Origin of the sequence: Blautia hansenii, assembly GCF_013304445.1 — a bacterium.
In the GTDB taxonomy this organism is placed as follows: domain Bacteria; phylum Bacillota; class Clostridia; order Lachnospirales; family Lachnospiraceae; genus Blautia.
In genome coordinates, this window is sequence record NZ_JAAITA010000001.1 from 53,893 (window position 1) to 75,873 (window position 21,981).

The window sequence follows — 21,981 nt, forward strand, 5'->3', positions numbered from 1 at the left end:
TGACGTCTGATGAAATTGAAAAATGTGTTGGTGGTTGTGAAGGATATTGAAAAATCCAGGGAGTTTTACCATGATTTATTTGGACTGGATACGATATTAGATCATGGGGGAAATATGATTTTAACAGAAGGTCTGGTGCTTCAGGACGAAAAAATCTGGAGAGACTTTGTGGGAAAAGAAATTGTGCAAAAGAGCAATTCTTGTGAACTTTATTTTGAAGAGCGGGATATAGAGGCGTTTGTGGAAAAACTTGAGGAACGTTATCCCGATATCGAATATGTCAACCGGCTTATGACCCATAGCTGGGGACAGAAAATGGTTCGGTTTTACGATTTGGACGGTAATTTGATTGAGGTGGGGACGCCCATGTAACAGCAAATAGAAAAAATTTTTCATGAGAGGAGACGGTATTATGCAAAACTATTCAGGGGAAGCAGGACTTCAGTATCATTTACAGATTCGCAGAGGGGACGTAGGACGGTATGTAATTTTGCCCGGTGATCCCAAGCGATGTGAGAAAATCGCAAAATATCTGGACAATCCTGTACTCATTGCAGACAGCCGGGAATACAAGACGTATACCGGATATCTGGACGGAGAAAAAGTCAGTGTGACTTCCACGGGAATCGGCGGGCCTTCGGCGTCTATTGCTCTGGAGGAACTGGTGCAATGCGGCGCGGACACCTTTGTCCGTGTGGGAACCTGCGGCGGTATGGATACAGAAGTAAAGGGCGGCGACCTTGTGATTGCCACAGGCGCTATCCGTATGGAGGGAACCAGCAAGGAATATGCGCCCATTGAATATCCGGCAGTACCTAATCTGCAGGTAACAAACGCACTGGTGGAGGCGGCCGGACGCTGCGGCTGTACTTACCACACAGGTGTGGTGGAGTGCAAAGATGCGTTTTACGGACAGCACGAGCCGGAGACAAAGCCGGTGAGTTATGAACTGCTGAACAAGTGGGAAGCCTGGCTGCGCATGGGCTGTAAAGCCTCAGAAATGGAATCCGCTGCACTGTTTATTGTGGGAAATTATCTGAAAGTGCGAGTGGGAACAGACCTGCTGGTGATAGGAAACCAGGAGAGAGAAAAGCAGGGGCTTGAGAACCCCATTGTACATGACACGGAAACCGCGATTCGCGTAGCAGTAGAGGGAATTCGTCTGCTGATTCAGAAAGACAGGGAAAGTGTATGACAGAACAGGAAAAAAGAACCTTAGTGAATCGGGCTTTGGAGGCCAGAACCTTTGCGTATGCCCCTTATTCTCATTTTCAGGTAGGGGCGGCGCTGCTGACAAAGGAGGGACAGATTTTTACCGGCTGCAATATTGAAAATGCTGCTTACAGTCCTACCAACTGTGCGGAACGGACTGCAGTTTTTAAGGCGGTTTCTGAGGGAGTCAGAGCGTTTGCTGCCATTGCCATTGTGGGCGGTATGGAAGGGAGAGAACCAACAGACTTGACAGCGCCCTGCGGTGTATGCAGACAGGTGTTTATGGAATTTTGCGAGCCAAAAGAGTTTCGGATTCTTTTGGGAAAAGGCGACAAAACATGGGAAGAATATACTTTAGAGGAGTTGCTTCCCCTGGGATTTTCGGGAAAAAATCTGGAAATGCCGGAAGAGGAAAGGGACAGAAATCACGCATAAACTTGGAACCATACAGAAAGGAAGGTTGCATATGAAGTATCGGAGAATTTTTACCATTGTACTGGATTCCCTGGGAATCGGGGCTATGCCGGATTCTGAAAAATACGGAGATATCAGGGTGGACACTTTAGGGCATATTGCAGAGAAAAAAGAGAATTTTCGGATTCCAAATCTGCAGAAACTGGGCATTGCCAATCTTCATAAACTGAAGAATATTCCGGAAGCGGAACGTCCAATGGCCTGCTATATGAAACTGCAGGAGAGAAGCTGCGGCAAGGATACCATGACGGGACACTGGGAAATGATGGGGCTGCATGTGACAAAACCATTCAAAACTTTTACGGAAAACGGCTTTCCACCGGAGCTCATCCGGGAACTGGAACAGCGTACAGGCAGAACCATTATTGGAAACAAAAGCGCCAGCGGAACAGAAATCTTAGAAGAACTGGCAGAGCAGGAAATCCGGGAAGGAAAACTGATTGTGTACACTTCTGCAGATTCGGTTCTCCAAATCTGCGGCAATGAAGAAACCATGGGACTGGAAACCCTGTACCATTACTGTGAAATCGCCAGAGAACTGACCATGCGGGATGAGTGGAAGGTGGGACGCGTCATTGCAAGACCCTATACCGGAAAGAAAAAAGGAGCGTTTAAGCGGACGGCAAACCGCCATGACTATGCTTTAAAACCCTATGGAAAAACGGCGCTGGACAGCTTAAAAGAAGCCGGACTTTCCGTGATTTCCGTGGGAAAGATTTACGATATTTTTGACGGACAGGGGCTGACAGAATCCAATAAATCTCAAAGCTCGGTACACGGCATGGAACAGACCACAGACCTTGCGAAAAGAGACTTTACAGGGCTGTGTTTTACCAATTTGGTGGATTTTGATGCTCTGTGGGGACACAGAAGAAATGTCCAGGGATATGCAGAGGAACTGGAGCGTTTTGATGAAAAGCTGGGTGTGCTGCTTTCTGTGCTGCGGGAAGATGATTTGCTGATTCTCACTGCTGACCATGGCAATGACCCGACGTATACAGGAACAGACCACACCAGAGAACAGGTGCCGTTTCTGGCCTATTCTCCTTCTATGAAGGAGGGGAAAAATCTGGGGGTCAGTGATACGTTTGCCGTAATTGGCGCTACCATTGCAGACAATTTCTGCGTAGCAATGCCGGAAGGAACCATTGGTACTTCCCTGTTAAAAGAACTTCTGTAAAAGGACAAAAGGAGAAGCTTACATGGAAAAAAGAGAACTATTAAGCAGACTGGACCATACATTGTTAAAACAGACAGCCACCTGGGAAGAAATTCGCAGGATTTGTGAAGAAGGAATGAAATATCAGACCGCGTCGGTGTGTATTCCGCCCTGCTATGTAAAAAGGGCAAAGGAGTACGTGCAGGACAAAGTAAACATCTGCACGGTTATTGGATTTCCCAATGGAAATACCACAACGGCTGTAAAGGTTTTGGAAACCAGAGATGCCGTGGAGAACGGTGCAGATGAAATAGATATGGTGATCAATCTGGGCATGGTAAAGGAACGGGATTATGACCGGGTGCTGGAGGAAATCCAGGCTGTGAAGCAGGCCTGCGGCGGGAAAGTTTTAAAGGTGATTATAGAAACCTGTCTGCTCACAGAAGACGAAAAGCTGGAAATGTGCCGTGTAGTCACCCGGTCCGGTGCAGAATACATTAAGACATCCACGGGTTTTTCCACAGGCGGCGCTACTTTTGCAGATGTAGAGCTGATGCGAAAACATGTGGGAGAGCAGGTGAAGGTGAAAGCAGCCGGAGGAATTTCTTCTGTGGAAGATGCGGAGAAATTTCTGGATTTGGGTGCAGACCGTCTGGGTACCAGCAGACTGATAACCTTGTTGGAAACATAAAATTTGTTTTTCTGAAAAAACTGCTTGACTTAGAGTGAACTTCAAGGAGTATGCTGTCCTAAGAAGAGCAGACAGGAGGACAAAAGAGATGATATATAAAGAATTTCAGGACTTAAAACTTTCTTCCCTGGGGTTTGGCGCTATGCGCCTGCCCACACTGGGAGACCAGCCGGATGCAGCCATTGACGAAGAAAGAACTGCGGGAATGATTGCCCGCGCTATAGAGAACGGTGTGAATTATTTTGATACGGCTTACGGTTATCACAATGGACAGTCAGAAGTGGTTATGGGAAAACTGCTGCGCAAATATCCAAGAGACAGCTACTGTCTGGCCAGTAAATTTCCGGGCTATGATTTGTCCAATATGAACAAGGTGGAGGAAATTTTTGAAGAGCAGCTGAAAAAATGCGGCGTGGAGTATTTTGATTTTTACCTTTTGCACAATGTGTATGAGAAAAACATAGATGCCTATCTGAATCCTGAATATGGGATTCTGGAATATCTGCTGCAGCAGAAGAAAGCAGGCAGAATCCGTCATCTGGGCTTTTCGGCACATGCCAGATATGAGACACTGGAGCACTTTCTGAAAGCCTGCGGAGAGCATATGGAATTCTGCCAGATTCAGTTAAACTATCTGGACTGGAAACTGCAGGACGCAAAAGCCAAGGTAGAGCTTTTAAATGCGTATCATATGCCTGTCTGGGTCATGGAACCTTTAAGAGGAGGACGTCTGGCACAGCTTTCAGAGGAAAATACAGAAAAGCTGAAAACGCTTCGTCCGGAGGAAGAAATTCCGGCATGGGCTTTCCGCTTCCTTCAGAGCGTACCTGGTGTGACTGTGGTTTTATCCGGAATGTCGAACATGGAGCAGATGGAGAAAAATATCTACACTTATGAGGAGGATAAACCTTTAAGTGAAGGGGAACAGAAGGTGCTGGCAGAGGTGACAGACAGTATGCTGGACACGCTCCCCTGTACAGCCTGTCGTTATTGTGTAACGCACTGCCCCAAAGGACTGGACATTCCTACCTTGCTTTCCATGTATAATGAAATGCGTTTTGCCAATAACATCATTGTCCAGATGGCGGCGGATGCCCTGGAAGAAGAGAAGCGTCCGGCGGCCTGTATCGGCTGTAAAAGCTGTGAGGCAGTTTGTCCTCAGATGCTGCAGATTTCTCATGCCATGAAAGATTTTGCCGAGAAACTGAAGCAGCCTGCAGGACTTTAAGAAAGGATGGAAGTGTATGACCATTGCGGAAGCCAGTAAAAAATACGATATTTCAGCGGATACCCTGCGGTATTATGAGAGAATCGGTCTGATTCCTCCGGTTCCCAGAACCAAAAGCGGAATTCGCGACTATGACGAAGCCTCCTGCGGCTGGATACAGCTTATGAAGTGTATGCGGAAGGCCGGAGTGCAAATCGAAGCACTGATTGAGTATGTGGCGCTTTACCAGCAGGGCGAAGAAACGGCCCGTGCCAGAAAAGCCATTTTAGAGGAGCAGAGAGAGCAGTTGCGTATGCGTCTGGAAGAGATGCAGGAATCTTTGCATCTGTTGGATAAAAAAATTCAGCATTATGAAGAGACTGTCTGTGCGGCAGAGGAAAATTTAAGAAAGATAGAGAAGGAGAGAGGCTGAGAAGGCCTCTTTTCTGTCTTTGCAAAGTATTTTTTACATGGTATAATGCAGAAAATACCAGTAAAAAGGGGGAAAAACAACATGAAAACATGGAGAGAAATCGCAGAACTTACAGGCTTTTCCGGGGAAGCCTTACAGGAATTAGAAGAAACAGAAAAGCAGGCAAGGGGAAACCTGTCAAAGGACGGAAACCTGCAGCAGATATTGAAAAATCTCACAGACCCCTTTTGCTGGGAGGATGCAAGAAAAGGTTTGAAGAACTTGCTGCAGACAGATAAGAAAGGCATGAACATGTTGCTCTGCATGCTGACAGCCTGTGGGTATACCTATGAAAAATATGAAAATCTGGGAATTTCAGAAGAAATTTTTGCAGAAACTATGAAGTGCTTTTGGCGCTTTGTACAGGAACATCAGGTCAGCTATGGCTGTTATGGATTTGACCGGGATTTCTGGACAGGCAGACAGCTTTCTCTGCAGTTGTTCCGCTTGGGAGAACTGGAGTATGAGATGTGCACACAGAAGGAAAAAAAGACCATTGCGGTACATATTCCCTCGGATGCGGACATCAGCAGTGAGAAAGTACAGGAATCTTTACACCAGACCCGGGAATTTTTTGAAAGGTACTATCCAAATTACAGACAGGCGCCGTATACCTGTGAATCCTGGCTTTTAAGTCCTGCTTTAAAGGATTTACTGCCTCCGAATTCCCGAATTTTAAACTTTCAGGCGCTTTTTGAAGTGGATAAAGTGCATTGGGAATCAGATGCAGTGCTGGAATGGGTTTTCCAGAAAAGGGGGAATTCCCTGGAGGAACTGCCGGAAGATACTTCTTTGCAGAGAAAAATGAAAGCCTATCTTTTGGACGGGGGAAAAGTAGGAGAAGCTTTTGGATACCTGAAAGCATAGAAAACAGGAGAAAAAGAAAACTGGACTGCTTAAAAATAAATAAACTGGTTATTTTAACAAGGACAGTTTTGGTTTAAGATGCATATCAATCACAAAAGAAAGGGAGAGATTGGAAATGGTAAATGAGAGATATGCATTAAATAAGCAGTTGGCACAGATGTTAAAAGGCGGAGTAATTATGGACGTCACCACTCCGGAACAGGCAAAGATTGCAGAAGAAGCGGGAGCCTGCGCTGTTATGGCCCTGGAGAGGATTCCGGCTGATATACGGGCTGCAGGCGGCGTGGCCAGAATGAGTGACCCGAAAATGATAAAGGGTATTCAGGAAGCGGTGTCCATTCCGGTTATGGCGAAATGCAGAATCGGTCATTTCGCGGAAGCACAGATACTGGAAGCCATTGAAATTGATTACATAGATGAGAGTGAAGTCCTCTCTCCGGCAGACGATGTCTACCACATTGACAAACGGAAATTTCAGGTACCCTTTGTCTGCGGTGCAAAAGATTTGGGCGAAGCCCTTCGGAGAATTCAGGAGGGCGCTTCTATGATTCGAACAAAAGGAGAACCGGGAACGGGAGATGTAGTGCAGGCCGTGCGCCATATGCGGAAAATGAACCAGGAGATTGCAAAAATTGGGGCTATGAAGGAAGCGGAACTCTTTGAAGAGGCCAAGAATCTGCGGGTACCCTACGAACTGGTCGCTTATGTACATGAGCACAGACGTCTTCCGGTCGTAAACTTTGCTGCAGGCGGCGTAGCCACTCCGGCGGACGCGGCTCTGATGATGCAGCTGGGTGCAGAGGGAGTCTTTGTAGGCTCCGGTATTTTTAAATCCGGGAATCCGAAGAAACGCGCGGCAGCCATTGTAAAAGCAGTGACCAATTATCAGGACAGCAAACTGCTGGCAGAACTGTCAGAGGATTTAGGGGAAGCCATGGTGGGAATCAATGAGCAGGAAATACAGCTTCTTATGGCAGAGAGGGGAAAATAGGATGAAAATCGGAATACTTGCAGTGCAGGGCGCGTTTCTGGAACACCGAAAAAAGCTGGAAGCCCTTGGCGCACAATGCGTGGAAATTCGTCAGAAAGGTGACTTGCAGGAAGCCTTTGACGGTCTGGTTCTGCCGGGCGGGGAAAGCACAGTACAGGGAAAACTTCTGCGGGAACTGGATATCTTTGAGGGCCTGAAAGAGCGGATTATCCGGGGAATACCTGTGCTTGCCACCTGCGCGGGGCTGATTCTGCTGGCCGAAGCGTGTGTAAACGACCCTCATGTATATTTCGGTACCCTTCCCGTAACGGTAAAGCGAAATGCATATGGCAGACAGCTTGGCAGCTTTCACACAATACAGGAAATGAAAGGAATCGGCACAGTGCCTATGACCTTCATTCGTGCTCCCTATGTGGAAAAAGCAGACCCGGCTGTAGAGATTCTCGCCCGGGCAGAGGGAAAAATCGTGGCGGTCCGGTACGGCAGACAGTATGGGCTGGCCTTTCATCCCGAACTGGATACAGATAACAGGATTCATGAACTATTTTTAAAGGAGTGCAGAAAATGACACTGACACAGTTGCATTATCTGATTACCATAGCGGAAACAAAATCATTGAACAAAGCGGCAGAGCTTTTATACGTTTCACAGCCTTCGCTGACCAATGCCATGAAGGAACTGGAAAAGGAACTGGGACTGGTGCTTCTCTACCGGGGCGGCAAAGGCGTGGCGCTGACCAATGACGGTGCGGAATTTTTGCTTCACGCAAAAGAAATTTATGATCAATATGAAGCGGTGGTACAGAAATATAGCAAAAACGGAAGCTACCGAAAAAAATTCGGAGTTTCTACCCAACATTATTCCTTTGCGGTGAAAGCCTTTGTGGATATGGCAAAAGAATTTGATATGTCGAAATACGAGTTTGCAATCCGGGAAACTGAGACCAGAAAGGTGCTCAGTGACGTCAGCACCTTGCGAAGCGAAATCGGCGTCCTCTATCTTTCTGACTTTAACCGGAAAGCTATGGAAAAAATGATGAAAACCGCAAGCCTGGAATTTCATCCTCTGATTTCCTGCGGGGCTTATGTATACCTGTGGAAACAGCATCCTCTGGCAAAGGAAACCTCCATAAGGTTTGAGCAGCTCAGCGGCTATCCCTGTCTGTCTTTTGAACAGGGAGAAAACAGTTCCTTCTATTTTGCGGAAGAAATTCTTTCTACCAATGAATATGCCCAAATTATCAAAGCCAATGACCGGGCTACCATGCTGAATCTCATGGTGGGGCTCAACGGTTACACCCTCTGCTCCGGGATTATCTGCGAAGAATTAAATGGCAGTGATTATGTGGCTGTTCCCTTTGAAGGGGACGAAGAAGACCAGGACAGTGTTATGGAAATCGGCTATATTACAAGAAAAAACATGGTGCTCAGTGAAATGGGGGAAACGTATATAGAAGCCATTAAGAAATATTTGAATATAGAATAATACAGAATACATACAAAAAAAGAATCTTACAAAAAAGGACAGTTCCAAACCTCAGGACAGAGGTGGAACTGTCTTTTTTTGCCTATAAATAGAAACTATTACGCATAATGTATATTTTCTATTTGACGAATGGGTTTTTCTGTGGTATCCTTTCAAATATCATATTTCCTAGTAAGTTACTATGAAAACTAGGATAAAGAAAGGTGGACAGCAGATGGGAGAAAAAACACCGGATTTGCTTATTATCGGCAGCGGACCGGCAGGACTGACGGCAGGAATTTATGCCAGAAGAGCCAATCTGACCGTGCAGATAGTGGAGAAGGAATACAGAGGAACCGGACAGATTGCAGACAGTGGCCGGGTGGACAATTACCCGGGGCTTCCGGGAATTGGGGGATACGAACTGGGAGAGCAGTTTCGGGGACACGCCGAAAAGTGTGGGGTTTCTTTTACAGAAGGAGAAGCCGGAAAGCTTTGGCGTGAGGAAGGTAAGTGGAAATGCCGCCTGGAGGATGGAAGAGTTCTGGAAGCCAGAGCCATAATCTATGCAGCCGGTACGGTACACAGGCAGCTGCGCATACCGGGAGAACAGCAGTTTTTCGGAAAAGGAGTTCACGTCTGTGCATGGTGTGACGGAGCTTTTTATAAAGACCGGGTGGCAGCAGTCATTGGCGGCGGAGACAGTGCCGTAGACGCAGCTCTGTATCTGGCGGGAATCTGTAAAAAGGTGCTGCTCATTCACCGAAGAGAAGACTTCCGGGCTGCTAAGTCCTCCCTCCTTCAGGCAGAAGCAGAAGAAAACATAGAAATTCTCAGAAATACCGTGGTCAGCAAAATAGAGGGAACCCACAAGGCAGAGGCCATATGGACGCAGGATAACAGACGGCTTCCGGTGGACGGTATTTTTGTAGAAATCGGCCAGATACCACGCACAGAGATTCTGAGGGAGCTTGCCGTGACAGACGAGAACGGGTACATACAGGCAGACGAAACAGGGAGAACAGCTTTGAAAGGATTTTACGGAGCCGGAGATGTGCGGACAAAAAGCCTGCGCCAGGTGATTACGGCAGCGGCAGACGGAGCCAATGCAGCCGTTCTGGCGGCAGAAGATTTGAGACGAACAACAGAGAAAGAGGTATAAACATGCAGGAATTAAATCTGAAGACATTTGAAGAGAAAATCCAATCCGGGGAAGAAACCGTGGTTCTTTTTTACTCCCCTACCTGCGCTCATTGTAAAAGGACAGAGACAGGGATAGAAGAACTGGAGACGGAAGGAGTACAGACATTTTTCGGAAAAGTGGACATTACGGCGGAGCCGGAACTGGCCTCCCGGTGGGATATACAGGTACTGCCAACCCTTTTGTTTTTCCGGAATGGAGCGGTGAAAGACAAAAAAACAGGTTTTACACATAAATTAATCATAAATGAAGCAATCAAAAAATTGAGTGAGTAAACGGAGGTAGATAAAGATGGGTTATCCAAGTGTGTTCCCTACAGGGACAATTTTATACGATAAAGAAAAAGCATGGAACGGGTATACAATCTTCCCTTCCGGAAGAGGCGCTTTGCTGCTTAATATGAACGGCAATGAAGTACAACGCTGGGCAGGTCTTGGGGGCTTCCCAAATAAGATTCTTCCCGGAGGATATGTTATGGGAACCACAGGAACACGTTCCGGAAAATATGCTTATCAGGACCAGATAGATTTGGTACAGGTGGACTGGGAGGGCAAAATTGTGTGGAAATTCCGCAACACGGAGCTGATTGCAGACCCAGGCATGGAAGAACCGGAATATCAGGCAAGACAGCATCACGACTATCAGAGAGAAGGTTCCTCTGTGGGCTATTATTATCCTGGTGGAGAGCCCAGGACAGACGGCGGGAACACCCTTATTTTGACCCATGAAAACGTATACAACCACGAGATTTCAGATAAAAGACTCATTGACGACAAGATTATTGAAGTGGACTGGGAAGGGAATATTCTGTGGAGCTGGAGAGCCAGCGACCATTTTGAAGAAATGGGCTTTGACGAAGCCGCCAAAAACGTTTTGTTCCGCAATCCGGGGCTTCATGAAGAAGCAGGAGGTGACTGGCTGCACATCAACAGTATGTCAACGCTGGGAGAAAATAAATGGTACGACGCGGGAGATGAACGCTTTCATCCGGACAATATTATTTTTGATGCCAGAAATGCCAATATTCTTGGAATTATCAGCAAGGCGACAGGAGAGGTTGTCTGGAGACTGGGACCGGATTTTAACGAAAGCGAAGCAACCAGAAAACTGGGCTGGATTATCGGGCAGCACCATCTGCACATGATACCAAAAGGTCTTCCGGGAGAAGGAGACTTGCTGGTGTTTGACAACGGCGGGGAAGGCGGTTACGGAAATCCAAATCCCGGTGCGGTAACCGGTGTGAATCATGCCAGAAGAGATTATTCCCGTGTGTTGCAGTTCAATCCGGTCACACTGGAGATTACCTGGCAGTATACGCCTTTGGAAGCGGGATTTCTGCTGTTTACCGATGCTTCCAAGTTTTACAGCTCCTATATCAGCTCCGCACAGAGACTGCCAAACGGAAATACATTGATTACAGAAGGCTCGGACGGACGAATCCTGGAAGTTACTCCGGAACATGAAATTGTATGGGAATATATCAATCCTTATTTCAATAAGCTGGCAGGAAATTTTACCAACAATATGGTTTACCGTGCTTACCGAGTGCCTTATGAGTGGATTCCCCAGTTGGAAAAACCGGAGGAAACGTCTATTCTGCCTCTGGATGTGGAGACTTTCCGGGTGCCGGGTTCACCTGTGGGAAAAGATAATGGGAAAGTAACCATTGTGGAAGGCGTAGACCCTAATAAAAATCCGAAAACAGGCAGTAAGGATGAGGAAGACGAGGATGAGAGAATTGATTTTTGCGTAGCTTCTATTAAAAAGAGTGATTTGACGAAAAAGAAGGAGTAGGGTATGAAGAAGAAAGCATTGGTTTTTATTTTGACAGGAGCAGCAGTACTGGCTCTTTCAGGCTGCGGTGGCACAGAGCAAAAGGTTTCCGGAAGCGGACTGACCACAGTCCGCGCCGCTGTGATGACAAACGGTGCGCAGCACTGGATTGCAGCTGTGGGAGAGGAAGAAGGTATTTTTCAAAAGTATGGGATAAAACTGGAAACATCAGAATTTGCAGCAGGTATTAATACGGTGGATGCCGTTGTAACCGGACAGGCAGATGTGGGAAATCTGGCAGACTACGCGCTGGTAAACCGCATGGGAAGTACACAGGATAAAAATCTTCTTATTCTCAGCCGCATCGGTTCCGGAACCGGGGGCGCCCTTTACGTAGACGGCAGTAAGGTAAAAAGCCTGGAAGACCTGGCAGGACAGCCTTTTGCCACACAGCCGGGAACGGTATGGGACTTCTGGAATGCGAAAACTTATGAAAAAGCAGGCATAGGGGAAACAGAACAAAAACTGGTCAAAGTGGACAGTGCAGCTTCGGCGGTGGCTTTGATGACAACAGGAAAGGCAGCGGCCTTCTGGGCAAGCGGCGCGAATGCGGCAAAGCTGGAGGAAGGCGGACTTGAAAAACTTCTGACGCTGAAGGATTTGGGCCTTACAGTGGATTCCTATTATATTACCACGGCTTCTTTTATCAAAGAGCATGAGGATGTGGCGGAAAACTATCTGAAGGCTTCTAAAGAAACAGTTGACTGGATATATTCCCATGAGGAGGAAGCGGCGGAAGTGGTTTCGGAAAAGCTGGGAACATCAAAGGAACAGTTTCTGTCAGAACTTCAGGATACCAATCTGACCATAGACTATTCTGAAGAAACCAAAAAACATTTGGAGGACATCAAAGCCTGGGCAGTTGCAAAGGGGGATTTTGACGACTATGAACTGTCAGATTTTACAGATTTAGAGCCCCTTCGGGCAGCGCTGCCTGACGCCGAAGCAGCGGAAGAATAAGAAAAGCAATGGGAGGAAACAGGTATGTATATTACATTTGAGCATGTTCATAAAAACTTTGGAGATTTCAAAGCCTCTGATGACGTGTCCTTTGGAATCGAAAAAGGAAAGCTGGTGGCCCTTCTGGGACCCAGCGGAAGCGGCAAAACAACGCTTCTGCGTATGCTTGCCGGATTGGAGAGGCAGGATAGCGGCAACATTTCTATTAACGGGAGGGTTGTCAATGACCTTTCCGTACAGGAAAGAGAAATCGGCTTTGTGTTTCAAAATTATGCATTGTTTCCTTATTATACAGTATACGATAACATTGCTTACGGCATGAAGATTCGCAAAAAAGGGAAAAAGGAAATCAAAACGAAAGTAAAGGAACTGTTGGAGCTTGTAGGACTGCCGGGACTGGAAGACCGCTATCCCAATCAGCTTTCCGGCGGTCAAAGACAGAGGGTGGCTTTTGCCAGGGCTCTGGCCGTAGACCCACAGGTGCTGCTTTTGGACGAACCCTTTGCAGCCATTGACGCCAAGGTACGCAAGGAGCTGCGCCGCTGGTTGAAAGAAATGGTGGAAAAGGTAGGCATTACCAGTATTTTTGTAACCCATGACCAGGACGAGGCTGTGGAGGTGGCAGATGAAATCCTTGTCACCAATGCGGGAAGAGTGGAGCAGATGGGGACTCCCATGGAGATTTACAGAAACCCGCAGACGCCGTTTGTAGCACAGTTTATCGGAGAATCCGTGCTTTTAACGGAGTTTCAGTATGCAAAGCTGAAAGGCTTTTCCCCTTACGAAAATGCTCCCAATGCGGCCATTCGTCCGGAATTTGTAAAGGTCATTCCAAGAGGCGAAAATCCGCCTTATCCCAGTGTATACCAGGAAGGAAGGGTGGAAGACGCAGCCTTTGGAGGAACCTCTGTGGAACTCTCCATTCGCGTGGGCAATCTGACATTAAAGGCAAGAAAGCCCATAGACGAAGGAATCATCAAAAAGGGAGATTTGGTTCAGGTCATGGTATCCCGTCTTTATGTATTTGACCAACAGACAGCCTATACGCTGGTAAACGCTGCTCTGGACAGCAGAGATATGTACTATATTTAAGGAATTTAAGGAGGAATCTGTATGCAGAAGAAAAAAAATGCAGCAAAAGGAGTGGCTGCGAAGATACTGGGAAGCGGTGTGCTGACATGGGTGCTGCTTCTTGCCATTTGGAAAGCAGGTTCGCTTTTTTATCCCCCGGAATTTCTGCCAGGTCCCCTGGAGACCTGGAAAGGAGCTTTTTCTCTGATTTCAGACGGTACACTGGCCGGGGATGTCTGGGTGAGTCTGGGACGTGTACTGAAGGGCTGGGTTTTAGGCGTGGTATTTGCTGTTCCTGTGGGATTGTGCGTGGGCTGCTTTCCCTGGGCAGGCAGAATTTTTGAACCTTTTTTAAATTTCTTCCGGTTTGTTCCTGCCATTGGTTTTATCACCCTGTTTCTGCTGTGGTTCGGAGTGGGAGAGACTTCTAAGGTAGCGCTGATATTTTATGCGGTTATTTTTCCTGTAATGGTCAACACCATAGCCGGGGTACGGTCCGTGGATACCGCATTGCTGGAAGCTGCCGAGTCCCTGGGAGCAAGACGGGCCAAAACCTTTTTTACCGTCATTCTCCCTTCGGCAGTGCCCCATATTTTTACCGGTATCCGTCTGGGACTGGGAAGCGCTATTATCTGTATTGCAGCAGCAGAAATGCTGGCAGCTTCGGAAGGGGTGGGCTATTTGATTTATACATCCCGTTTGTATTACCGCACAGATTGGATTTTTACGGGGATTTTCACCCTGGGGCTCATGGGATTGGCTGCGGATAAACTGCTCCGTATATTGGGAAAGCGGTTTTTATCCAGGTTCGGGGTGCGCTGAAAATCCCTTCTTTTCTGATTATCTGAAATTTTTCAGCGCTTCTTCAATAGAACGGCTCATTTCATTTGAAAAGTCAGAATGGTATTTTCGTTTGCAGAAACGCTGTATCCATTCTTCAAAGGAAAGTGTGCCGGTGGCTGTATTCAGACAGGCTTTCAGTGTTGTTTCGTCTGCTCTGTGATAACGGTTTTCCTGTACAATGAAATCCAGCGGCGCTCTTTTGGGCTTTTGGCGGTCTGCCTGCTGCTGTGTGGGGTAACCGAAGACCACCATAATTGCAGGAAAAACATAAGGCGGCAGATTTAGAAGTTCCCGGTGCTTTTCGTAGTGTTCCATAATATCTCCGATGTAACAGGAGCCAATTCCCAGACTTTCGGCAGCAGTCACTGCATTTTGTGCCGCAATGGCGGCATCCTGAACGGCCAGCAGAAATTCTCCTGCAGCAGGCTTTCTGGGAGAACAGCCAAAGAACGAAAAGGCATCATACCATTTTTGATAATCTGCGCAGAAAATCAGCACCATTTTGGCTTTGGCAATAAAAGGCTGGTGGTCGCAGGTTTCGGCAAGAATCTCTTTCAGCCGCCGGTCTGTGATATCCAGAATGGTGTACATTTGTTGGTTCCCTGCTGTGGGGGCCTGGGTGGCAGCAGTGAGAATCTGCTGCTTTTCTTTTGGGGAAATTTCCCGGTCGATAAAGACGCGGACTGATTTGCGGCTGTGTAAACTTTCCAGAATCGTATTCATACGTTCAAATCCTCCTTATATGTCCGGATATTTCAGAAAAAATTGCCGGATAAATAAATTCAGTCTACCACACAGAAGTGACAGCGTAAAGAGAGAGACAGAAATTCCTATGTAAAATTCGTTGACAAAAATAGTCTGGTATGATATAAAAGTTAATGGAAACTAACTTCTGCAGGGATTTATGGCGGGAAGCGCCGTCTGTTAAAAAAGGCTGCCGCAATTTTGATGTGGCGGCCCTTTCTTTTGAAGACGGTAAGACAAAGCTAACCACGCAGAGGATAAAAAAACGTGTACGGAGGTTTTATGAAGAACATAAAGAGAATTTTCTGGCTGCTTTTGGGGTGTATCAGTATGGGAATCGGTGCAGTTGGCGTAGTGCTGCCTATCCTGCCTACGTTTCCCTTCCTGCTTCTGGCATTGTTTGGTTTTGCCAAAAGCTCTGCCAAAATGGAAAACTGGTTCCGTTCCACCGGGCTTTACCGGAAGCATTTGGAGCCCTTGATGGAGAAGAAAACCATGACCAGAAGGGCAAAAATTACAGTTATGCTGTCCATGACCCTGTTTATGGGAATTGGTTTCTGGTTTATGGACAGTGTGCCTGTGGGCCGTGTCATTCTGGCCCTTGTCTGGCTGTTCCATATGATTTATTTCACCAAGGGAATCCGTACAGCCGCGGCCGGGGAGGTATAAATGGAGAGGAAAGACAGCGCACAGATAGAATTCAAAAGGCAGAAGGAGCAGGAAATGGTTGGAAAAATGATGGTTCTTTACTGCAAAAGCAAACATGGCGGGAAAGCATTTAAGGAGCGGGGGCTTTGCCCCCAGTGCAGGGAATTGCTGGATTATGCGGAATGGAAAATCAGAAAATGCCCATTTATGGAAGAAAAGACCTTTTGCAGCAACTGCAGAGTGCATTGCTATAAAAAAGAAATGCGTGAGCGTATTCGCCAGGTGATGGTCTTTTCCGGCCCACGGATGCTTTTGTATGCGCCTAAGGCGGCTATCTGGCATGTGATTTGTACATTGAGAGAAAAGAGGAAAATGAAAAATGATTAAAAAACGACTGGTTCATTTGCTGGAAGATTCCAGAAAGTATATTTTCCAGAATGTCTTCTGGCAGTGGTGCGGACTGCTGTTTCAGATTCTGGCAGTTTCAGCCATGGGCATTTTACTGGAAAATCTGGTACAAGGAGAGGTCAGCACCCGGCTTTTGGCAGGAACAGCTCTGGTCTGTGTCTGTTCCATTCTGGTGCGCTTTTTCTGCGAAAAGAAGTCTGCGGAAGCATCCTTTATGGCAAGCGTGGATGTAAAGAGGATTTTAAGAGAAAAGATATACGATAAACTGACACGGCTGGGAAGCTCTTACAGGGAAAAAATTTCTACTTCAGAGGTGGTGCAGCTTTCCGCTGAGGGTGTGGAGCAGCTGGAAACGTATTTCGGAAGGTATCTTCCCCAGTTTTTCTACAGCCTTCTGGCTCCCTTAACCTTATTTGCCGTGCTGTCCTTTATAAATCTGAAGGCCAGTGTTATCCTGCTTGTCTGCGTTCCCCTGATTCCGGTTTCTATTGTGGCAGTGCAGAAATTTGCCAAAAAACTGCTGAATAAATACTGGGGAAGCTATACAGAACTGGGAGACAGCTTTTTAGAAAATCTCCAGGGCTTAACCACTCTGAAAATCTATCAGTCTGATGAAAAAAAGGCAGAGGAAATGGATAAAGAGGCAGAGCAGTTCCGCCGGATTACCATGAAGGTGCTGACGATGCAGTTGAATTCCATCAGCGTTATGGATTTGGTGGCCTACGGCGGTGCAGCGGTGGGGATGATTGTAACTGTGAGGGAATATCTGGCGGGAAATCTGGGATTTGCAGGAGCCTTTACTATCATCCTTCTGGCTTCGGAATTTTTTATTCCTCTTCGTCTGCTGGGCTCTTTTTTCCACATTGCTATGAACGGAATGGCAGCCAGCGACAAAATTTTCCGTCTGTTAGATATGACGGAGGGAGAAGCAGGCAGGGAAGAACTGCCGGAAGGCTCCCTGGATATTTCCTTTGAAAATGTGGAATTTGCGTATGAAAAGGAGAGGAAAATTCTGGATGGCATCAGTCTGCAGATTTCCGGAGGCAGTTTTGTATCCCTGGTAGGAGAATCCGGTTCCGGGAAAAGTACCATTGCCTCTTTGGTAATGGGCAGAAACAGAAACTACCGGGGGAACATTTATATGGGAGGAAAGGCGCTGGCTGATATCAGTGAAAAAAGCCTGATGGAACACATCACCATGGTACGGCACAACAGTTATCTGTTTAAAGGAACCGTGGAAGAAAACCTTCGTATGGGGAATCCGAAAGCCGGCAAAGCGCAGATGGAAGAGGTGCTGCGAAAAGTGAATCTGTGGGATTTCCTGCAGCAGCAGGAAGGGCTTGAAACTTTGCTGTTGGAAAAGGGCAGCAATTTTTCCGGAGGACAGTGCCAGCGTCTGTGCATAGCCAGAGCGCTGCTTCATGAGACCCCGGTGTATATCTTTGATGAGGCGGCCTCCAACATTGATGTGGAGAGCGAAGAAATTATTATGGAAGTCATCCGGGAACTGGCAGAGACAAGGACGGTACTGCTGATTTCCCACAGACTGGCCAATGTAAAAAAATCAGATAGGATTTATGTCTTAAAAGACGGGAAAATTGCAGAAAAAGGAAAGCACTCAGAACTGATGGAAAAACAGGGTGTTTACGAAAACATGTATCAGACCCAGAGAAATCTGGAAAAATACGGACTGCCGAAAGAAGAAAGGGGGAAAACAGCATGAAAAGAAGAAGCGGAATTAAGGTCATGGGACAGTTGATTGGACTGGTAGTTCCTCTGCTCCATGTGATGACAGCAGCCATTTTACTGGGCGTGGCAGGGTTTCTGTGCGCCATTTTCCTCAGCATTTTAGCGGGCAGCGGACTGGTATACGGAATTATGGAAAAAAGCCTGGCAGGTCTTTCTGTGGGAAAACTGTTTGGACTTATGGCCGTATTCGCAGTCTTAAGAGGAATTCTGCACTATGCAGAGCAGGCCTGCAATCATTATATTGCTTTTAAATTGCTGGCTATTATCCGCCATAAGGTTTTTGCGGCCCTTAGAAAGCTGTGTCCTGCAAAACTGGAAGGAAAAGACAAGGGCAATCTGATTTCCATTATCACAAATGATATTGAACTTCTGGAAGTCTTTTATGCCCATACCATTTCCCCCATTGCCATCGGCTTTCTGACTTCTCTGATTATGGTGCTGTTCATTGGACATTACCATGTGTATGCGGGAATCTGGGCGCTGGTTTCCTATCTTCTGGTAGGAGTGGGAGTCCCCCTCTGGAATGGAAGAAAAGGAGCGCAGACCGGAATGGAGTTTCGGACAAAGCTGGGGGATTTAAACAGCTATGTGCTGGATTCTCTGCGGGGATTGGAGGAAACCATACAGTATGGACAGGAAGAAGAGCGGCGAAAAGGCATGGCAGAAAAGTCCATAGAACTGGGAACGCTGCAGAAAAAACTCAGCCGTATGGAGGGCAATACACGGGCGCTTACCAATCTGCTGATTCTTTTAAGCTCCTTTGGCATGCTGTTTTTCACCGTATTTTTATACACGCAGGGAAGCATGGATAAAGAAGCGGTGATTCTCTGCACGATTTCCATGATGGGTTCCTTTGGGCCTGTAGTGGCTCTGGCCAATCTGTCCAACAATCTGAATCAGACTCTGGCAAGCGGAGAGCGGGTGCTTTCTATTTTAGAAGAAACCCCGCAGGTAGAAGAGGTGACAGGGAGAAAAGAGGTGGCCTTTGGGCGGGCGCAGTGTGAACATGTGACTTTTGCCTATGAGGAGGAGGTCATATTAAAGGATTACAGCATCGCACTGGAGAAAGGCCGAATTACCGGAATCCACGGAAAAAGCGGCTCCGGAAAATCCACGCTTTTGAAGCTGTTTATGCGTTTTTGGGATGTGCAGCAGGGGCAGGTGCTGATTTCCGGGAAAAATGTAAAGGAAATCAATACGGCAAACCTGAGAGAAATGGAGTCCTATGTGACTCAGGAAACCTACCTGTTTCACGATTCCGTGGAAAACAATATCAAGGTGGCAAAACCTGACGCCACCAGAGAAGAAGTGATAAAAGCAGCAAAAAAGGCTTCTTTGCACAGTTTTATTGAAAGTCTGCCAAAGGGATATGACACCCCGGTAGGCGAATTGGGAGATACCCTTTCAGGAGGAGAACGGCAGCGTATCGGAATCGCCAGAGCTTTCCTGCATAATGCGCCGTTTTTGATGTTGGACGAACCCACCAGCAATCTGGATTCCCTAAATGAAGGGATTATCCTGAAAGCGCTGCAGGAGGAATGCAGGGAAAAGACAGTAGTGTTGGTGTCCCACCGGCAGTCCACCATGAATATTGCAGATAAAGTATATAAAATGGAAAATGGAAGATTATCCTGATAGAAAGAAAAGAGGCTGTTTCATGAGGCAGCCTCTTTTCGAATGTTACATATGTTTATACACGTCAGCCAGCATATTCAGCAGAAAATTCTGGGAAAAGCGGCTGGTGTCAATGCAGAGCTGGTAGTTTCCCAAATCGTTCCACTTCCGGTCTGTGAAGAACTCGTAGTAGGCTTTTCTGGTTTTATCCATTTTTTTTACCAGGGAGCGGGCGCTCTTTTCTTCACGTCCAAGGCGCTCCATTACATTTTTGACACGCTCTTCATAGGGGGCGTAAACAAAAAGACTCAGACAGTCTTCTCCCAGAATATAGTCTGCACAACGTCCTACAAGGATACAGTCTTCTTTTGCTGCAAGGTCTTTGATAATCTTAGACTGTGTTTCAAAGAGCACGTCATTCATAGGGTGAAAATGATACTGGGGCTGCATCTGCATTTGTTCACTGATGGGCAGCCGCCACTGGTTTGCTTTCTTTTCATCTACCTTTAAGAGTTCTTCGTAAGGAATGTCGTTTTCCTCACTGGCAAGGCGGATTAATTCCTTATCATAAAAATGAATCCCCAGTTTTTCGGCCAGCGCCCGGCCGAGAAGCCTTCCCCCACTTCCATACATACGGTTAATAGTAATTACACGGTGAGCCATAGAAATACCTCCTTGCTGTATAAAATTCAATCTCTGTTTCTGTAAATATTATAGCACAAATATGCCGAAAATTCCACGGGAAGGTTGATTTTTCGCAGGATTTATATTATATTAGGAACTGTGATGCCGCCGGAAGGCAAGCCGGGGGCAATAGAAAAAGAGGAGAATTGCATATGGAAAATACAAATCGCAGAAAAAAGATGAGTCCGGCGAAGCGAAGAAAGAAGCGTATCCAGAAAGCGTTTCGGATTGCCGGAGAGGTACTGGTTGGAATTCAGATTCTTGCGACACTTGTTTTTATAGGATTTACCTGGAGACTGGGGATGGTTCCTGCGAAGTATCTGGCCGGTATGGCAGGGATCCTTCTGGTATTTGCAGCCCTGCTGTTTACCATGCAGGTGGTTACCCGCGGAAAAGCTATTGTCAGTAAGCTGGTCAGTGTTCTGATGTCAGCGGTGCTGCTTTTTGGTTCAGTCTATATGTATCAGACTCATAATGCAGTAGAAGACATCAGTGGAGACAGCCTGGGCAGGCAGGTCAACAGTATGCTGGTAGTTGTCAGAAGCGATGATCCTGCCGAGAAGGTAAAGGACACCAAAGATTATATTTACGGTATTCAGCACGCGGAAGATGCAGAGGACATTGACGCAGCTATGGAGCACGTAGATAAAGACGCCGGGACGGATGTCATGACGGCAGAGTACAAGACTTTAAATGAGCAGGCGGCCGCTTTGTTGGATGGAAGTGTACAGGCCATTGTTTACAATGAAGGCTACGGCGGTATTCTGGAAGAGGTATATGAGGGATACAGCAGCCAGGTGAAAATTATTGCGCAGTACAGCATTGAGACAGAAAGTGATGATAGTCAGCTGGTACAGGGCAAGGCTGCAGAGGTGGATGTCAAAGACGAAACCTTCAATATGTACATTAGTGGTATTGATGTATATGGCCCGGTATCTTCCAAGAGCAGAAGTGATGTGAATATTATTGCTACAGTAAATCCTACCACGAAACAGATTCTTCTGACCAATACACCGAGAGATTACTATGTAACTATCCCGGGCGTCAGCGGAGACAGCAAGGACAAATTAACTCATGCAGGTATTTATGGTGTGGATAAGTCCATGGCAACTTTGGAAAACCTTTACGGTATTGAAATTCCGTTCTACGCCAGAGTCAACTTTACGTCTCTGATTACCATGGTAGACTCCATGGGCGGCATTGATGTGGAATCCGAGTACGCATTTACCACAAACGGAGACGGCGGTGCGGTCATCAACGTACAGCAGGGCACCAATCATTTCAACGGAAAACAGGCTCTGGCTTTTGCAAGAGAGCGTTACAACGTTCCAGGCGGAGACAATCAGAGAGGAAAAGATCAGATGGCAGTTATCCAGGCTATGTTTAAGAAGATGATTACACCGGAAATGCTGGTGAAAGCCCCGAGTCTGATTTCAGAAGTCAGCGACAGCGTGGAAACCAACATGAGCATGGACCAGATTCAGAAGCTGATTCAAAGCCAGTTAAACAGCGGTGGAACTTGGACCATGAAATCTGTGGCAGCGGAAGGTACGGGAGACAGCCAGTATTGTTACTCCATGCCGGGAACTGCATTGTACGTTATGCAGCCGGACCAGACGTCTGTAGACAACATCAAAGCGCTGATGCAGACTGTGAAAGACGGAGGACAGCTTCCGGAATAAATATTTT

General features: G+C 46.8%; 24 protein-coding genes. 22 read left to right on the top strand and 2 right to left on the bottom strand.

Translation table 11 applies throughout. From position 1 onward, the window contains the following. Positions 1 to 9 precede the first annotated feature (9 nt). The 17 genes from G5A70_RS00290 to G5A70_RS00370 all read left to right on the top strand — a co-directional run bounded on the left by G5A70_RS00290 (position 10) and on the right by G5A70_RS00370 (position 14,424). Positions 10 to 372 carry a VOC family protein gene (locus G5A70_RS00290; RefSeq protein ID WP_173747134.1) on the top strand — a complete coding sequence of 121 codons (363 nt, stop codon included), beginning with the start codon at positions 10 to 12 and terminating at the stop codon, positions 370 to 372. 40 nt (positions 373 to 412) lie between these two features. Continuing rightward, positions 413 to 1,195 carry a uridine phosphorylase gene (udp, locus tag G5A70_RS00295; RefSeq protein WP_173747135.1) on the top strand — a complete coding sequence of 261 codons (783 nt, stop codon included), beginning with the start codon at positions 413 to 415 and terminating at the stop codon, positions 1,193 to 1,195. Then, complete coding sequence (locus tag G5A70_RS00300; RefSeq protein ID WP_173747136.1) at positions 1,192 to 1,647, top strand: cytidine deaminase; 456 nt, start codon at positions 1,192 to 1,194, stop codon at positions 1,645 to 1,647. The genes udp and G5A70_RS00300 overlap by 4 nt, the downstream gene beginning before the upstream one ends. 31 nt (positions 1,648 to 1,678) lie before the next feature. After that, positions 1,679 to 2,866, top strand: coding sequence for a phosphopentomutase (locus G5A70_RS00305; RefSeq protein ID WP_173747137.1), 1,188 nt, complete (start codon positions 1,679 to 1,681; stop codon positions 2,864 to 2,866). A gap of 22 nt (positions 2,867 to 2,888) precedes the next feature. Continuing rightward, positions 2,889 to 3,536: a deoxyribose-phosphate aldolase gene (deoC, locus tag G5A70_RS00310; RefSeq protein ID WP_173747138.1), complete on the top strand. Its 648-nt coding sequence runs from the start codon at positions 2,889 to 2,891 to the stop codon at positions 3,534 to 3,536. A gap of 88 nt (positions 3,537 to 3,624) precedes the next feature. Beyond that, positions 3,625 to 4,764 (top strand): aldo/keto reductase, encoded by a 1,140-nt coding sequence (locus G5A70_RS00315; RefSeq protein WP_173747139.1) that lies wholly within the window; start codon positions 3,625 to 3,627, stop codon positions 4,762 to 4,764. Positions 4,765 to 4,780: 16 nt separating this feature from the next. Continuing rightward, positions 4,781 to 5,176, top strand: coding sequence for a MerR family transcriptional regulator (locus G5A70_RS00320; protein WP_173747140.1), 396 nt, complete (start codon positions 4,781 to 4,783; stop codon positions 5,174 to 5,176). Positions 5,177 to 5,257: 81 nt separating this feature from the next. Further along, on the top strand, positions 5,258 to 6,082 hold the full coding sequence (locus tag G5A70_RS00325; RefSeq protein ID WP_173747141.1) for an acyltransferase domain-containing protein: 825 nt from the start codon (positions 5,258 to 5,260) through the stop codon (positions 6,080 to 6,082). A 115-nt stretch (positions 6,083 to 6,197) separates the two neighbouring features. Continuing rightward, positions 6,198 to 7,073, top strand: a complete 876-nt coding sequence (gene pdxS / locus G5A70_RS00330; protein WP_173747142.1) for a pyridoxal 5'-phosphate synthase lyase subunit PdxS — start codon at positions 6,198 to 6,200, stop codon at positions 7,071 to 7,073. A gap of 1 nt (position 7,074) precedes the next feature. Beyond that, entirely contained in the window at positions 7,075 to 7,641 is a 567-nt protein-coding gene (pdxT, locus tag G5A70_RS00335) for a pyridoxal 5'-phosphate synthase glutaminase subunit PdxT (protein WP_173747143.1), read from the top strand. After that, entirely contained in the window at positions 7,638 to 8,558 is a 921-nt protein-coding gene (locus tag G5A70_RS00340) for a LysR family transcriptional regulator (RefSeq protein WP_173747144.1), read from the top strand. Before pdxT ends, G5A70_RS00340 begins: the two co-directional genes overlap by 4 nt. 214 nt (positions 8,559 to 8,772) lie before the next feature. Next, positions 8,773 to 9,699, top strand: coding sequence for an NAD(P)/FAD-dependent oxidoreductase (locus G5A70_RS00345; RefSeq protein ID WP_173747145.1), 927 nt, complete (start codon positions 8,773 to 8,775; stop codon positions 9,697 to 9,699). A 2-nt stretch (positions 9,700 to 9,701) separates the two neighbouring features. Further along, a complete protein-coding gene (locus G5A70_RS00350; protein ID WP_173747146.1) occupies positions 9,702 to 10,013 on the top strand; it encodes a thioredoxin family protein in 312 nt (103 codons plus the stop codon). A gap of 16 nt (positions 10,014 to 10,029) precedes the next feature. After that, positions 10,030 to 11,532, top strand: coding sequence for an aryl-sulfate sulfotransferase (locus tag G5A70_RS00355; RefSeq protein WP_173747147.1), 1,503 nt, complete (start codon positions 10,030 to 10,032; stop codon positions 11,530 to 11,532). Between the two features lie 3 nt (positions 11,533 to 11,535). After that, positions 11,536 to 12,531, top strand: a complete 996-nt coding sequence (locus G5A70_RS00360; protein ID WP_173747148.1) for an ABC transporter substrate-binding protein — start codon at positions 11,536 to 11,538, stop codon at positions 12,529 to 12,531. Between the two features lie 24 nt (positions 12,532 to 12,555). Then, positions 12,556 to 13,623 (top strand): sulfate/molybdate ABC transporter ATP-binding protein, encoded by a 1,068-nt coding sequence (locus tag G5A70_RS00365; RefSeq protein ID WP_173747149.1) that lies wholly within the window; start codon positions 12,556 to 12,558, stop codon positions 13,621 to 13,623. A 21-nt stretch (positions 13,624 to 13,644) separates the two neighbouring features. Next, entirely contained in the window at positions 13,645 to 14,424 is a 780-nt protein-coding gene (locus G5A70_RS00370) for an ABC transporter permease (RefSeq protein ID WP_173747150.1), read from the top strand. A gap of 18 nt (positions 14,425 to 14,442) precedes the next feature. Here G5A70_RS00370 and G5A70_RS00375 read toward each other — a convergent pair whose 3' ends face one another. Next, positions 14,443 to 15,168 (bottom strand): nitroreductase family protein, encoded by a 726-nt coding sequence (locus G5A70_RS00375; protein ID WP_173747151.1) that lies wholly within the window; start codon positions 15,166 to 15,168, stop codon positions 14,443 to 14,445. A gap of 303 nt (positions 15,169 to 15,471) precedes the next feature. Between G5A70_RS00375 and G5A70_RS00380 the strand changes: the two genes are divergently transcribed. The 4 genes from G5A70_RS00380 to G5A70_RS00395 are packed head-to-tail and all read left to right on the top strand — an operon-like array spanning position 15,472 to position 19,629. Continuing rightward, entirely contained in the window at positions 15,472 to 15,858 is a 387-nt protein-coding gene (locus tag G5A70_RS00380) for a YbaN family protein (RefSeq protein ID WP_173747152.1), read from the top strand. After that, positions 15,859 to 16,224 (top strand): nitrous oxide-stimulated promoter family protein, encoded by a 366-nt coding sequence (locus tag G5A70_RS00385; RefSeq protein ID WP_173747153.1) that lies wholly within the window; start codon positions 15,859 to 15,861, stop codon positions 16,222 to 16,224. Then, positions 16,217 to 17,968 (top strand): ABC transporter ATP-binding protein/permease, encoded by a 1,752-nt coding sequence (locus G5A70_RS00390; RefSeq protein WP_173747154.1) that lies wholly within the window; start codon positions 16,217 to 16,219, stop codon positions 17,966 to 17,968. The genes G5A70_RS00385 and G5A70_RS00390 overlap by 8 nt, the downstream gene beginning before the upstream one ends. After that, positions 17,965 to 19,629: an amino acid ABC transporter ATP-binding/permease protein gene (locus G5A70_RS00395; protein WP_173747155.1), complete on the top strand. Its 1,665-nt coding sequence runs from the start codon at positions 17,965 to 17,967 to the stop codon at positions 19,627 to 19,629. Before G5A70_RS00390 ends, G5A70_RS00395 begins: the two co-directional genes overlap by 4 nt. Positions 19,630 to 19,674: 45 nt before the next feature. Here G5A70_RS00395 and G5A70_RS00400 read toward each other — a convergent pair whose 3' ends face one another. Further along, positions 19,675 to 20,271 carry an AAA family ATPase gene (locus G5A70_RS00400; protein ID WP_173747156.1) on the bottom strand — a complete coding sequence of 199 codons (597 nt, stop codon included), beginning with the start codon at positions 20,269 to 20,271 and terminating at the stop codon, positions 19,675 to 19,677. A gap of 173 nt (positions 20,272 to 20,444) precedes the next feature. On the opposite strand from G5A70_RS00400, the gene G5A70_RS00405 reads away from it, so the two are divergent. Then, positions 20,445 to 21,974, top strand: a complete 1,530-nt coding sequence (locus G5A70_RS00405; protein ID WP_173747157.1) for an LCP family protein — start codon at positions 20,445 to 20,447, stop codon at positions 21,972 to 21,974. Positions 21,975 to 21,981: the final 7 nt, after the last annotated feature.